Source organism: Azospirillum sp. A29, assembly GCF_042604625.1.
Taxonomy (GTDB): domain Bacteria; phylum Pseudomonadota; class Alphaproteobacteria; order Azospirillales; family Azospirillaceae; genus Azospirillum; species Azospirillum palustre.
On sequence record NZ_CP170460.1, the window covers coordinates 228,263 to 240,984 of the forward strand.

A 12,722-nucleotide genomic window follows, 5' to 3' on the forward strand; every position below is an offset into this window, starting at 1 on the left:
CGGAGGGATCACCGCGCCTTGGGCAACGGCGGCGCATAGCCGCCGACCTTGCTGGTCCGCAGCCCCAGGGCGGCCAACCCCTCCACCAGCTTCACGGCGGCGGTGACCCCGTCCACAACCGGCAGGCCCATCTCATCGCTCAAGTTGCGGGCGAGGTCGGCCATGCCGGCGCAGCCCAGCACGATGGTCTCGGCGCCATCCTGCTCCACCGCCCGGCGGATCTCCGCCCGCACGCGCTCGACGGCCCCGGACGCCGGATCCTCCAGCGCCAGCACCGGCACGCCGGCCGCCCGGATGGTGCAGCGCCCGGCCATGCCGTAACGCTGGGCCAGCCGCTCCAGCGCCGGGACGGAACGGGCCAGCGTCGTCACCACGCTGAACCGGCCGCCCAGCAGCCCGGCGGTCTGCATCGCCGCCTCGCAGATGCCGACGACCGGTGCGGTGGCGAGGCTGCGCGCCGCATCCAGCCCGACATCGTCGAAGCAGGCGATCACCGTGCCGGCGAGGACGCCGTCGCGCTGCTGCCGCTCGATCTCGGCCAGCATGCCGGGAACCGCCAGCGCCTCGTCGTAATAGCCCTCGATGCTGGCCGGGCCGCCCGAAGGGTTGGTGGCGACGATCTCGGTGCCGGAGGCCGCCACGGTGCGGGCGGCGGCACCGATCCGCGCGGTCATCGAGGCGGTGCTGTTCGGGTTGACGACCAGGATGCGCATTTCTTGAAAGTCCTCAGTGGCCGCTATGGCGCAGGCGGCGGCGGCGCAGCGCGATCAGGCCCAGGAAGAACAGGCCGATCACGGTGAAGGAGAAGACCGTCGTCAGCGACCCCAGCGCATAGAGCACCGGCGTGGTGACGTTGGTGGTCATGCCGTAGATCTCCAGCGGCAGCGTGTTGAAGCTGCCGGCGGTCATCAGCGTGCGGGCGAACTCGTCGTAGGACAGGGTGAAGCCGAACAGCCCGACGCCGATCAGGCTGGGCAGCAGGATCGGCAGCACCACATGGCGCACCGTCTGCCAGGGCGTGGCGCCCAGGTCGCGCGCCGCCTCCTCATAAGCCGGGTTGAAGCGGTTGAAGATGGCGAAGACGATCAGCAGGCCGAAGGGCAGCGTCCAGGTCAGGTGCGCGCCCAGCGCCGAGCTGTACCAGGACGGCTCCAGCCCCAGGATGTTGAAGAACAGGCCGATGCCCAGGCTGACTAGGATCGACGGCACGATCAGGCTGGCGACGGCGAGATAGAAGATCGCCCCGCTGCCGCGGAAACGGCGGCGGAAGGCGAAGCCGGCCAGCACCGAGAACAGCACGGTCAGCACCATCACCATCAGCCCGAGCGCGATGGAGCGGCGGAAGGACCCGCCGAAATCGCCCACAGCCTGCTGTTCGAACAGGTTGCGGAACCAGTGCAGCGACACCCCGTTCATCGGGAAGGTCAGCCCGCCCTCCGGCCCCTGGAAGGACAGGATCAGGATGGTCGCGGTCGGGCCATAGAGGAACAGCACGAACAGCGCGAAGAAGGCCCCCAGCAGGTAGAAGGACAGGCCGCGGCGGGAGGTGTTCATCTCTCACAGCTCCTTGCGGATGTCGACGATGCGCAGCATCGCCACCACCATGATCAGGACGACGGCCAGCAGGACCACGGCGTTGGCGGCGGCGGCCGGGTATTGCAGCAGCGAGATCTCGTTGGCGATCATCAGCCCGATGGAGGCGCTCTGCCCGCCGCTCATCAGCCGCACGGTGATGAAGTCACCCATCACCAGCGTGACGACGAAGATGGAGCCGATAGCGATGCCGGGCTTGGTCAGCGGCAGGATGACGTTCCACAGCGTCTGCGCCGCGCTGGCGCCACCGTCGCGCGCCGCCTCGATCAGAGCGCGGTCGATGCGCATCATCGAATTGAAGATCGGCACCACCATGAACAGCGCATAGAGGTGAACGAAGGCCAGCACGACCGAGAAGTCGGAGAACAGCAGGAACTCCAGCGGCTGGTCGATGATCCCGGCGGAGATCAGGCCGGAATTGAGCAGCCCGTTGCGCCCCAGGAACGGGATCCACGAGATCATGCGGATGATGTTGGAGGTCCAGAACGGGATGGTGCAGACCAGGAACAGCACCATCTGCCAGGTGGTCGACCGCACATGGAAGGCCAGGAAATACGCCACCGTGAAGCCGATGCCGAGCGTGATCGCCCAGGTCAGCGCCGCATATTTCAGCGTGTTCAGGTAGGTCTTCCAGGTGACCGGCGAGGTCAGCAGCTCCGTGTAGTTGGTCAGCACGAAGTCCGGGTAGAAGCGGACGCTGTCGTAATCCCAAAAGCTGACGACGACGATGGTCAGAATCGGCACCAGCAGGAACAGCAGCAGCGTGACGGTCAGCGGTGCCGCCTGGAGATAGGGGGCGACGCGCGGCAGCAGGCGGCGACGACGCACCCTGCCGGCGGCGGCCGTGACGGACGGTCGGGACGTTTCGGCGGTCAGGGTCATCGGCGTGGGTCCTGCGCTTGAAGTGGTATCTGCGACCATTGCCCTCTCCCGCCCCGGGAGAGGGAGGGGACCCACGCTGTCAGGCGTGGGGAGGGTGAGGGGTGAGGGGTGAGGCAAGGAACCATGCGGTTTCTTGCTCTGCCCCTCACCCTTCCCATGCTCCGCATGGGACCCTTTCCCTCTCCCGGGACGGGAGAGGGAACTTCGGTTACGCCGCGATGAACTCGTTCCACTTGCGGACCATGTAGCGGTCCTCGTCCATCACCGCGTTCCAGCAGGCGACGCGGCCCATGCGGTCCTGGAACGATCCGCCGTCGCGCACCGCGCCGGCCTTTTCCATCACCTTGCCTTCGGGGCTGAGGATGTCGGCCTTGGCAGGCTGGCCCTCCATCCAGAAGGCCCACTCCTCCGGCGACATGTGCTGCTTGGCGGTGTCGAGCACGGCCGAATAATAGCCCTGGCGGTTCAGATAGGCGCCGACCCAGCCCGACAGATACCAGTTGATGTATTCATAGGCCGCGTCCAGCTCCAGCCCGCTCAGATGCTTGGCGATGCCGAGACCGCCGCCCCAGGCGCGATAGCCTTCCTTCAGCGGCTGATAGACGCACTGGATGCCCTTGGCGCGCACGGCGGCGACGGCCGGCGACCACATCGACTGGATGATGACCTCGCCCGACGACATCAGGTTGACGCTCTCGTCGAAGGTCTTCCAGAAGGCGCGGAACTGGCCGGCCTTCTTGGCGTCGGTCATGATCTTGAGGGTCTTGTCGATCTCCTCCTTGGTCATGTTGCCCTTGTCGCCGTATTTGACCTCGCCCATCGCCTCGCAGACCATGGCGGCGTCCATGATGCCGATGGACGGGATGTTCAGCAGCGACGCCTTGCCCTTGAAGGCGGGGTCCAGCAGATCCTTCCAGCTGGAGATCGGCCGGCCGACCAGATCGGGGCGGATGCCCAGCGTGTCGGCGTTGTAGATGGTCGGGATCAGCGTCATCCACTCGGTCGGCGCCTTGGCGAACTTGGTGCTGTCCTTGCCCTCGACGAAGCCGACGGTGTGGGGGGCGGTGCCCTGGGCGATGGCGCTGTCGGGCGTCAGCTTGCCGGTGATGAAGATCGGGACGATCTTGTCGAAGTTCTTGATCTTCTTCACGTCCATCGGCTGCATGACGCCGGCCGGGAACACCTTCTTGCCGATCCAGTATTCGATGTCGGCGATGTCGTAGGACTTCGGCTGGGTCACCGCGCGCTGCGTCACCGCGTCCGAATCCAGCGCCGTCATCTGCAGGGTGAAGCCCAGATCCTCCTTCACCTTGTCGGCGACGGCGTTCAGGTTCGACACGCCGGTGCCGAACTGGCGCAGCGTGACGTTCTTGATGTTCTGCGCCCAGATGGTCGGAAAGCCGGTGATGGCGCCCGAACCGACGGCGGCACCGGCCACGGCGGCGGTGCCCTTCAGCAGGGTGCGGCGGCTGACGCCGGTCGACAGCGTCGCGGACTTCGAAGGAGTACGGGTGTCGGTCATCGCTGAGCCTCCAGTCTGTTCGTCGTGTTGTTTTTTGATGGGCGGTTTTTGAAAAGGGATCAGGCCACCAGCGGGTGGATGTCGCGGCGGCTCCAGCCGGCCCGCACGCGGTCGCCCACGCCGACGGGGGCATCGAAATAGCGGGCCTCGTCCAGCACGACGGCGAACTCGTCGGCACCGGCGACATCGAGGCTGAGATGGACCGAGGCACCGTGATACTCCAGCGAGCGCACCGTGCCCTCCACCTGGATTTCGCTCGGCATATCGGCCCCGCCGAGCTGGATGCGGTCGGTCCGGACGGCACAGCGGCCGGCGTCGCCCACAACTCCGCCCTCGATGACGTTGTGGCCGCCGATGAAGCGGGCGACGAAGGCGGTGCGCGGCTGGTTGAACAGCTCGCGCGGCGGCCCGGCCTGTTCGATCCGGCCCTGGTTCATCACCACGGCAAGGTCGGCCAGCGCCATCGCCTCGGTCTGGCTGTGGGTGACGTGGATGAAGGTGATGCCGATGTCGCGGTGAAGCCGCTTAAGTTCCTCCCGCATGCGCACCCGCAGGAAGGGGTCCAGCGCCGACAGCGGTTCGTCCAGCAGAAGCACGCCCGGCCGGGTGATCAGCGCGCGGGCCAGCGCCACGCGCTGCTGCTGCCCGCCCGACAGCTGCGACGGCAGGCGGCCGGCATATTTGCCCATGTCGACGAGGTCGAGCATCCCGGCCGCCCGGCGCCGCCTCTCCTCCTTCGCAACACCTTTCATCTTCAGGCTGAAGGCGACGTTGTCGGTGCAGTCGAGATGGGGGAACAAGGCATAGCTCTGGAACATCATCGCGGTGCCGCGCTTGGCCGGCGGGTCGTCATTGACCACCGTGTCGCCGATCAGCAGGTCGCCGTCGGTGATGTCCTCGTGCCCGGCGATCATCCGCAGGGTGGAGGTCTTGCCGCAGCCGCTCGGCCCCAGCAGGCAGCAATAGGACCCGGCGGCGATCCGCAGATCGATGCCGTCCACCGCCACGGTCGCTCCATAGGCCTTGCGCAGCTTCACCAGCTCGACCGTCGAACCTGCCGTCATCGGAGGGCCTCCAGAATTGTGCACAATCTGCTCGGTCGTTTGTGACCGTTCCGCCCTTTGCATCCTGCGTGCCAATGGCCAAATGGCGGAAATCCGCCGGTCCCATGGCCGCTCATTGCGCAAAGACGCGGCATTTGTGCAGCAGCTCGGCGCAGTGGCGCGGTTTTAGGCACTTCCGGTCATGGCGATCACCGGCATCCTGCTCAAGCGATTGCAGTTCCCTCGCTGGCCCGCTTTGTGCACAATCTTCGGTACATTTCCCGCACACCGGCAAAAGCACCTTCCCCGCCCATGACCACCGCCGCCCCCGCCAAGCCAGCCCGCCGCACTCCTCTCTCCCGCACCGGCGCGCCGCGCGGCAGCGCGGAATCCCGCATCGTCCGCAGCATCGGGGAGGCCATCGCCGACCGCCGCCTGCCGCCCGGCACCAAGCTGACGGAGGAAAGCCTAGCCGAAGCCTTCGGCGTCAGCCGCGAACGGGTGCGGAAGGTGCTGCTTCTGCTGGCGCAGCGGCGGGTGGTGACGCTGATCCCCAACCGTGGCGCCTTCGTCGCCAAGCCGTCGCCGAAAGAGGCGCGCGAGGTGTTCGAAGCACGCCGGGTGATCGAACGCGCGATCATGGAACGGCTGGAGCGGCTGCCCCGCCCGCTGTCCAACGACATGCTGGAGAAATTGCGCGGCCATGGCGCGTTGGAGGACGCAGCGGAACGCGCCGCCGACCGCAAGGCTATGATCCGCCTGTCCGGCCAGTTTCACCTGCTGCTGGCCGAGTTCGCCGGAAACGCGACGCTGGCCGGCATCCTGACCGACCTGATCGACCGCTCCAGCCTTGCCATCGCGGCGTTCGAGCGGCGCTCGTCGCACACCTGCTCCGCCGACGATCACCGCCGCCTGATCGCCGCCCTGATCGGCAACCGCCCCGGCGAGGCGACCACCCTGATGATCGAGCATCTCGACGAGGTCGAGCGCCAGCTGGACCTTGAGGCGAAGACCGACACCCGCATCGACCTGAAGGCGATCTTCGCCGATGAACCGGAACCCGCCTGACGGTACAACGGCCACAAAAAACGGAAAGCCCCGGTTCCACGAGGAACCGGGGCTTTCCAATGTTGCGACCGGGGTGCTTTCGATCAGACTCGCAAGCCCGCCGACGCGTTCAGCGAGTCCTGGATCTCGCCCGCCAACTGGTCGGCAATCGGACCGACGATGACCTGGACCGAATTGGCCGACGGCTTCACCACGCCGCGGGCGCCGATGCGCTTCAACTCCACCTCGTTCACCCGGCTGGCATCGGCGACGTTCAGGCGCAGGCGCGTGGTGCAGGCCTCCACCGAGCGCAGATTGCCGGCCCCGCCGAGGGCCGCGACATAGGCACCGGCACGGTCGCTGACCGCCGGGGCCGACGCGGCCGATACGGTGGCGGGGCGGATACCGGAGGCGGCCGGTGCCTGACCGGCGGGGATGGCGATGTCGTCGCGGCCCAGCGTCTTCAGGTCGAAGCGCTGGATGACGAAGCGGAACAGCCCGTAATAGACGGCGAAGTAAGCGGCGCCCACCGGCAGGAGCAGGATCGGGTTGGTGGCCTTGCCGTAGTTCAGCACATAATCGAACAGGCCCGCCGAGAAGCCGAATCCCAGCTTCACGTTCAGCACGTCCATCAGCACCATCGACAGGCCGGTCAGCAGGGCATGGACGGCGAACAGCGCGGGCGCCAGGAAGATGAAGGCGAACTCCACCGGTTCCGTCACACCGGTCAGGAAGGCGGTCAGCGCCATCGACAGCAGCACGCCGCCGACCGCCGCCCGGTTCTCCGGCTTGGCGGTGTGGTACATGGCGAGGCAGGCGGCCGGCAGGCCGAACATCATCACCGGGAAGAAGCCGGACATGAAGGCGCCGGCGGTCGGATCGCCCTTGAAGAAGCGGTTCAGGTCGCCGGTGACGCCCTGGTAATCGCCCAGCAGGAACCAGGCGATGTTGTTGATGATGTGGTGCAGGCCGGTGATGATGAGGATGCGGTTGAGCACGCCATAGAGGAACAGGCCGATCTTGCCGAGCCCCAGCACGCCGGTGGTCAGCGCGGTCAGTCCGGAATCGACGACGGGCCAGCCATAGCCGAAGATCAGCGCGATCCCCAGCGCCGCCAGACCGGTGACGATGGGCACGAAGCGCCGCCCGCCGAAGAAGGCGAGATAGTCCGGCAGCTTGATGTCCTTGTATTTGTTGTAGAGCTGGCCGGCGATGATGCCGATCAGGATGCCGACCGGGATGCTGATGCGGCTGGACATCTTCGCCACCAGCTCCGGCGCGACACCGCTCAGCACCACCGCGCCCTTCACCGCCACGAAATAGCCGACGGCGCCGGCCAACCCGGCGGCACCGTGGTTCTCACGGGCAAAGCCGATGGCGATGCCGACGGCGAACAGGACGCCCAGGTTGGAGAAGACGGCGTCGCCCGCCGCGGCGATGAAGGCGATGTTCAGCAGGTCGGGCTGGCCGATGCGCAGCAGCAGCCCGGCGATGGGCAGCACGGCGATCGGCAGCATCAGCGCCCGCCCCAGCCTCTGGACGCCCGAAAAACGGTCGCCCGACAAACGATCAGCAGACATTCGGACGTCTCCCAGTGCAACGGGCTCCGGCCTCACGGGGCCGGGCCTCACATGTTGGTCATTCTTGCGTGTTCGACCCCGGCCGGGCCTGTTCCATCGCGCGGCGCAGGTTGCCGCCGGTTGCGATCAGCAGCCGGTCGATCTCCGGCGCTTCCAGCCCGGCCAGCCCCAGCACGGCGCGGCGGACGTCGCCATGGCGTTCCAGCGCCGCACCGGCAGCATCCTCATCCACGCCGGCGATGCGGGCGACCATGGCGGTGCAGCGGCGGCGGAGCTTGGCGTTCTCCGGCCGGACATTGATCATCAGGTTGTCGTAGACATTGCCGAGCGCCGTCATGACGCCGGTCGAAAACAGGTTCAGCACCACCTTCTGCGCGGTGCCGGCACCGAGCCGGGTCGATCCGGCGATCACTTCGGCCCCCGTCGCGGTCAGCACGGGATGCTCCACCGCATCCAGCAGGGGGGAACCGGCGCTGCTGGCGATGCCCATGGTCAGCGCCCCCGCCCCCCGCGCCGCGCGCAAAACGCCGACGGTGTAGGCGCTGGCGCCGCTGGCGGACAGGCCGACCACCACGTCGTCGACGCAAATCCCTGCCCGTCCGGCATCGGCCCGTCCTGCCCCCTCGTCATCCTCCGCCGCCCCGGCCAGCCCGCGCGACAGATCGAGCCCGCCGGCGATCAACAGCACCAGCCGCTCCGCCGGCCAGTCGAAGGTCGGCCCCAGATCCAGCCCGTCGAGGGCCGCAACCATCGCCGACGATCCGGCTCCGGCATAGACCAGCCGTCCGCGTCCAGCGGCCAGACGCTCCGCAGCCGCCTCCACGGTGGCGGCGACCAGCGGCAAAGCGGGAGCGCAGGCGGCGAGCGCGCGCGTCTGCCCTTCCCACAAGGCCGTCATCAGCTCGGCGGCCGGCCACACGTCCAGCCGGCTGTACCGGTTCGCCGCATCTTCCGTGCCGCCCGCCATCGTTCCGGCTCCGCTGTCGCCCCGGCGCCAAGCCTGGGGGTGGTGATGTCTGATTGGTGGTATTAGATTGGACTGTATGCGCAGAATACCAAAATCCGGACATTCCGCAATCTGAAACTGGTTGCAATCGTGCTTGCACCGCTGCATCCCGCCGGTGCCTGTTGCCCAAAGGCCTTTCAGTGGTATCATGCCGGTCCCGGAGCACTGGAGTGGTTGCCGATGTCCACTGCCGCCGCCGCGGCCCCGTTCGACCCGACCGCCCTGTCGGATGCCCTGCCCCTGCCGTTGTACCTGCAATTGGCGCGGCATCTGCGGACGCTGATCGTCGAAGGCAGGCTGACCGACCAGGACGCCCTTCCCGGCGAGCGGGAGCTGGCGGAGACCTTCGGCGTGTCGCGCGTCACCGTGCGCAAGGCCCTGCGCGAACTGATCGCGGAGGGGCTGCTGCACCAGCGCCAGGGGGCCGGCACCTTCATCAACCGCAGCCCCCATGTGGAACAGCGGCTGTCCGCCCTGACCAGCTTCACCGAGGACATCGGCGGACGCGGGCTGAAGCCGGATTCGCGCTGGCTCAGCCGCTCGGTTGCCACCGCGACGCCGGAGGAGGCGATGGCGCTGGGCCTGCGTCCGGGGGCGGAGGTGGTGCGGCTGCACCGGCTGCGTCTGGCCGACGGCACTCCGCTCGCCATCGAACTCAGCGCCCTGCCGACCAATTTTCTGCCCGATCCCGATCTGGTGCAGGGGTCCCTGTACGAGACCCTGCGCGGGCGCGGCCATGCGCCCTTCCGTGCGCTGCAACGCTTGTCTGCCATTCGCCTGCCGGCGGATCAGGCGACGCTTCTGGGGGTTCCCGACGGCGCCCCCGCCCTCTACATTGAGCGCCGCACCTTCCTGGAAAACGGAACCCCGCTGGAGTTCGTCCGTTCCCACTACCGCGGCGACGCCTATGACTTCGTCGTGGAGCTGTCGCTGGTCTGATCCCTACCGGACCATTCCTTTCCACACAGACGATCCCAACGAGAGCGAGCGATGAAGCCTGCCCTTGATACCCGGTTCCGCGTCCGCGCCATCCTGTTCGACATGGACGGCACCCTGATCGACACCAAGGGTCCGGTTGAACGCTCCTGGCGCGCCTGGGCCGCCCGGCACGATCTCGATCCAGAGGCGATCCTTGCCGTCTGCCACGGCGTCCGCAGCATCGAGACCGTCCGCCGCTTCGCCCCCGCCGGTGCCGACATCGACGAGGAGGTGCGTCTGGTGGAGGAGTGCTACACCAGCGATACCGAAGGGGTGCGCGCGGTTCCCGGCGCGCTGGAGCTACTGCAATCGCTGCCGCGCCACCGCTGGGCGGTGGTGACCTCCGCCCCGCACGACATGGCGCGGAAGCGCATCGCCCAGGCTGGCCTGCCGCTGCCCGATCTGCTGATCGGCGCCGACAATGTCACCCAGGGCAAGCCGCACCCGGAAGGCTACCGCACCGCCGCCGAGAAGCTGGGCTTCGACCCGCGCGACACCGTCGTGTTCGAGGATGCCCCGGCAGGACTGGCCGCCGGCAACGCGGCAGGCGCCTGGGTGATCGGACTGACCACGACGCTGCCGGCTCATGAGCTGGACGGCAACCTGTCCCTGCCCGACCTGACGGCGCTACGGGTGCGCGTCGACGAGGATGGGCTGGAGATCGTGGCGGTGGGCGGCTGATCCTTGCGAGGCCACCCCCCGCCAAACTTCCCCACCCAGCAGGGGAGGTTTGGCGGGGGCAATCGAAGCAGACTTCTCACGCCTCCCGCCATTCCCCCTCGACCCACGTCCCGCGCACCGTCAGGTCCGGCCGCAGCAGCACCAGATCGGCCCGCCAGCCCGGCGCGATCCGGCCGCGCTCGCCATCCATTCCCAGGAATTCGGCCGGATAGAGCGACGCCATCCGCAGCGATTCCTCCAGTGGCAGGCCGATCAGCGTCCCGGCATTGCGCACCGCCGTCGCCATGTCGAGGTCGGCCCCCGCCAGAGTGCCGTCGGCCAGCACCAGCCGCCCGTCGCGTCGGTAGATCGTCCGGCCGTTCAACTCGAAGCGATCCGCGTCGGTGCCGGTCGGCGGCATGGCGTCGGTCACCAGCATCATCCGGCCCCGCGGTCGGGCGGCCAGTGCCGCGCGCATCATCAGCGGATGAACGTGATGCCCGTCGGCAATCAGCCCGCACCAGGGCCGCCCGTCGCCCAGCGCCGCCCCGGCCGGGCCGGGCTGGCGGTTGGCGATGCCGGGCATGGCGTTGTAGAGGTGCGTCACCCCGCGCACGCCGAGGTCGAAGGCCTCCACCATCCGCTCGGCGCTCGCCATGGTATGACCGACCGACAGGATCACCCCGGCGGCCATCAGCCGGGACAGCGCCACGTCCTCCACGCATTCCGGCGCCAGGGTCAGCAGCACCCGGCCGCCCGGCATCCGTGCCGGCAGCCCGCCGATGAAGTCGAGATCGCCCTCGTCCGGTGTGCGCACGAAGCGCGGGTCATGGGCGCCGACCCGCTGCGGGCTGATGAAGGGGCCTTCGAAATGGATGCCCAGCACACCGCTGCCCGGCTGGGCCACCGCCGTCACCGCCGCCTCGGCGGCGGCACGGTGGCAGTCGGGGGTGTCGGTGATGATGGTCGGCAACAACCCGGTGGTGCCGAAGCGCCGGTGCGCCGCGGCGATGGCGAGCGTCGCGTCCGCCGTCGGCTGCTCGTTGAACAGCACGCCGCCGCCACCGTTGACCTGGATGTCGAGGAAGCCGGGCGCCAGCAGATCGCCGGCCTCCAGCGCCACCGTCCGCTCGACCCCCGGCGGCGTGCGGCCGGGCGCCACGATGTCGAGGATGCGGCCATCGGCGACCAGCAGGCTGCGGCCGTCGAGGATGGTCTCGCCCGTGAAAATCCGGGCGCCGGTCAGGAGCTGTCGCATCAGACGGTCTTCGTCACTTTGGCAAGGTTGGGCGGGCTGTCGGGGTCGATGCCGCGGGCCAGCGCCAGTTCATAGACCGCACCGTAGAAGCTCTGCAATGCCGCCAGCGGCGCCGCCTCCGGCGCAATCCCCGGCAGGCTTGGCAGCAGCGTGGTTCCCGCAAGTCCCGCTTCGGTGGTGGCGACCGCGGCGCCCAGCCCGACGATGCGCTCCACCACCGCGCGGGTGTGGGGCTCCGCCGCATCGGGCTGGGTCAGGGCGAGGACCGGGAAGCCGGAGCCGACCAGAGCCAGCGGACCATGGACCACCTCCGCCGCGCTGAAGGCCTCGGCATGCAGGCGGCAGGTTTCCTTGAATTTCAGCGCCATCTCCAGCGCCGCGCCGAAACCGACTCCGCGCCCCAGCACATACAGGTTCTGCGCGGTGGCGAGCGGCATCAGCGCCGGCTTCCAGTCCAGCCCCTTCGCCGCCTCCAGCGTATCGGGCAGGGCCGCCAGCGTCGCTTTCAGCGCCGGTTCGTCCTGCCAGTGCGCCACCAGCTGCAGATAGGCGGCCAGCGAGGCGATGCAGGACTTGGTCGCGGCGACGCTGCGTTCTGGCCCGGCCGCCAGCGGCAGGAAATGGTCGCACATCTCCGCCAGCGGCGAGTCCTCGGCATTGACGAAGCCGACCACCCGCGCCCCGCCGGCCTTCGCCGCCTCCACCAGCCGCAGCAGGTCCGGGCTGCGCCCCGACTGCGAAACGGCGATGAACAGCGCCCCCTCCAGGCTGAGATGCCCGCCATAGACCGAGGCGATGGACGGCCCGATGGAGGCCACCGCCCGCCCGATCCGCGTCTCGATCAGATATTTGCCGTAGGCCGAGGCATGGTCGGAACTGCCGCGGGCGCAGGTGACGACGAAGCGCGGCGGCTCGCGGCGCAGCCGTTCGCCCAGCTCGGCGAATCCGGCGCCACACCGCTCGATCTGCCGGGCCACCGCGGCGGGAGCCTCCGCCGCCTCCGCCGCCATCAGCGGGGTGGAGCGGGAGGCGTTGAACTCTGGAATGCCCTGATCGGTCATGGCGGCGCTCGCGATTGACTGGTATAGATACCAATGTAAGACCTTCTTGCGCCGGAGGCCAGCGTCCATTGGTGGAATCTCATTACGACAGC

The 12,722-nt window shown here is 68.4% G+C and carries 12 protein-coding genes; 3 read left to right on the top strand and 9 right to left on the bottom strand.

The genetic code is table 11. The annotated features are described in order from the left end of the window. Positions 1-8: 8 nt before the first annotated feature. The 5 genes from ABNQ38_RS00950 to ABNQ38_RS00970 all read right to left on the bottom strand — a co-directional run bounded on the left by ABNQ38_RS00950 (position 9) and on the right by ABNQ38_RS00970 (position 5,061). Positions 9-713 (bottom strand): aspartate/glutamate racemase family protein, encoded by a 705-nt coding sequence (locus tag ABNQ38_RS00950; RefSeq protein WP_377805230.1) that lies wholly within the window; start codon positions 711-713, stop codon positions 9-11. Between the two features lie 13 nt (positions 714-726). After that, positions 727-1,554, bottom strand: coding sequence for an ABC transporter permease (locus ABNQ38_RS00955; protein WP_377805231.1), 828 nt, complete (start codon positions 1,552-1,554; stop codon positions 727-729). A 3-nt stretch (positions 1,555-1,557) separates the two neighbouring features. Then, positions 1,558-2,475 (bottom strand): ABC transporter permease, encoded by a 918-nt coding sequence (locus tag ABNQ38_RS00960; protein ID WP_377805232.1) that lies wholly within the window; start codon positions 2,473-2,475, stop codon positions 1,558-1,560. Positions 2,476-2,683: 208 nt separating this feature from the next. Then, positions 2,684-3,997 (bottom strand): PotD/PotF family extracellular solute-binding protein, encoded by a 1,314-nt coding sequence (locus ABNQ38_RS00965; RefSeq protein ID WP_098736328.1) that lies wholly within the window; start codon positions 3,995-3,997, stop codon positions 2,684-2,686. Between the two features lie 59 nt (positions 3,998-4,056). Continuing rightward, a complete protein-coding gene (locus tag ABNQ38_RS00970; RefSeq protein WP_377805233.1) occupies positions 4,057-5,061 on the bottom strand; it encodes an ABC transporter ATP-binding protein in 1,005 nt (334 codons plus the stop codon). A gap of 291 nt (positions 5,062-5,352) precedes the next feature. Between ABNQ38_RS00970 and ABNQ38_RS00975 the strand changes: the two genes are divergently transcribed. Further along, positions 5,353-6,108, top strand: coding sequence for a GntR family transcriptional regulator (locus ABNQ38_RS00975; protein ID WP_377805234.1), 756 nt, complete (start codon positions 5,353-5,355; stop codon positions 6,106-6,108). Positions 6,109-6,191: 83 nt separating this feature from the next. On the opposite strand, the gene nagE is transcribed toward ABNQ38_RS00975, so the two are convergent. Beyond that, complete coding sequence (nagE, locus tag ABNQ38_RS00980) at positions 6,192-7,667, bottom strand: N-acetylglucosamine-specific PTS transporter subunit IIBC (RefSeq protein ID WP_377805235.1); 1,476 nt, start codon at positions 7,665-7,667, stop codon at positions 6,192-6,194. Positions 7,668-7,725: 58 nt separating this feature from the next. Further along, positions 7,726-8,634, bottom strand: coding sequence for an N-acetylmuramic acid 6-phosphate etherase (locus ABNQ38_RS00985; RefSeq protein WP_377805236.1), 909 nt, complete (start codon positions 8,632-8,634; stop codon positions 7,726-7,728). Positions 8,635-8,853: 219 nt separating this feature from the next. On the opposite strand from ABNQ38_RS00985, the gene ABNQ38_RS00990 reads away from it, so the two are divergent. Next, positions 8,854-9,612 carry a GntR family transcriptional regulator gene (locus tag ABNQ38_RS00990; protein WP_377805237.1) on the top strand — a complete coding sequence of 253 codons (759 nt, stop codon included), beginning with the start codon at positions 8,854-8,856 and terminating at the stop codon, positions 9,610-9,612. A 51-nt stretch (positions 9,613-9,663) separates the two neighbouring features. Beyond that, positions 9,664-10,332 (top strand): HAD-IA family hydrolase, encoded by a 669-nt coding sequence (locus ABNQ38_RS00995; protein ID WP_377805238.1) that lies wholly within the window; start codon positions 9,664-9,666, stop codon positions 10,330-10,332. A gap of 76 nt (positions 10,333-10,408) precedes the next feature. Here ABNQ38_RS00995 and nagA read toward each other — a convergent pair whose 3' ends face one another. Both nagA and ABNQ38_RS01005 read right to left on the bottom strand, forming a co-directional pair. Continuing rightward, on the bottom strand, positions 10,409-11,569 hold the full coding sequence (gene nagA / locus ABNQ38_RS01000; protein WP_377805239.1) for an N-acetylglucosamine-6-phosphate deacetylase: 1,161 nt from the start codon (positions 11,567-11,569) through the stop codon (positions 10,409-10,411). Next, complete coding sequence (locus tag ABNQ38_RS01005) at positions 11,569-12,630, bottom strand: SIS domain-containing protein (protein ID WP_377805240.1); 1,062 nt, start codon at positions 12,628-12,630, stop codon at positions 11,569-11,571. Before ABNQ38_RS01005 ends, nagA begins: the two co-directional genes overlap by 1 nt. Positions 12,631-12,722 lie beyond the last annotated feature (92 nt).

Excerpts from the sequence above, each read along its gene's own strand:
- ABNQ38_RS00950 (WP_377805230.1), bottom strand. The coding sequence starts at position 713 with ATGCGCATCCTGGTCGTCAACCCGAACAGCACCGCCTCGATGACCGCG.
- ABNQ38_RS00955 (WP_377805231.1), bottom strand. The coding sequence starts at position 1,554 with ATGAACACCTCCCGCCGCGGCCTGTCCTTCTACCTGCTGGGGGCCTTC.
- ABNQ38_RS00960 (WP_377805232.1), bottom strand. The coding sequence starts at position 2,475 with ATGACCCTGACCGCCGAAACGTCCCGACCGTCCGTCACGGCCGCCGCC.
- ABNQ38_RS00965 (WP_098736328.1), bottom strand. The coding sequence starts at position 3,997 with ATGACCGACACCCGTACTCCTTCGAAGTCCGCGACGCTGTCGACCGGC.
- ABNQ38_RS00970 (WP_377805233.1), bottom strand. The coding sequence starts at position 5,061 with ATGACGGCAGGTTCGACGGTCGAGCTGGTGAAGCTGCGCAAGGCCTAT.
- ABNQ38_RS00975 (WP_377805234.1), top strand. The coding sequence starts at position 5,353 with ATGACCACCGCCGCCCCCGCCAAGCCAGCCCGCCGCACTCCTCTCTCC.
- nagE (WP_377805235.1), bottom strand. The coding sequence starts at position 7,667 with ATGTCTGCTGATCGTTTGTCGGGCGACCGTTTTTCGGGCGTCCAGAGG.
- ABNQ38_RS00985 (WP_377805236.1), bottom strand. The coding sequence starts at position 8,634 with ATGGCGGGCGGCACGGAAGATGCGGCGAACCGGTACAGCCGGCTGGAC.
- ABNQ38_RS00990 (WP_377805237.1), top strand. The coding sequence starts at position 8,854 with ATGTCCACTGCCGCCGCCGCGGCCCCGTTCGACCCGACCGCCCTGTCG.
- ABNQ38_RS00995 (WP_377805238.1), top strand. The coding sequence starts at position 9,664 with ATGAAGCCTGCCCTTGATACCCGGTTCCGCGTCCGCGCCATCCTGTTC.
- nagA (WP_377805239.1), bottom strand. The coding sequence starts at position 11,569 with ATGCGACAGCTCCTGACCGGCGCCCGGATTTTCACGGGCGAGACCATC.
- ABNQ38_RS01005 (WP_377805240.1), bottom strand. The coding sequence starts at position 12,630 with ATGACCGATCAGGGCATTCCAGAGTTCAACGCCTCCCGCTCCACCCCG.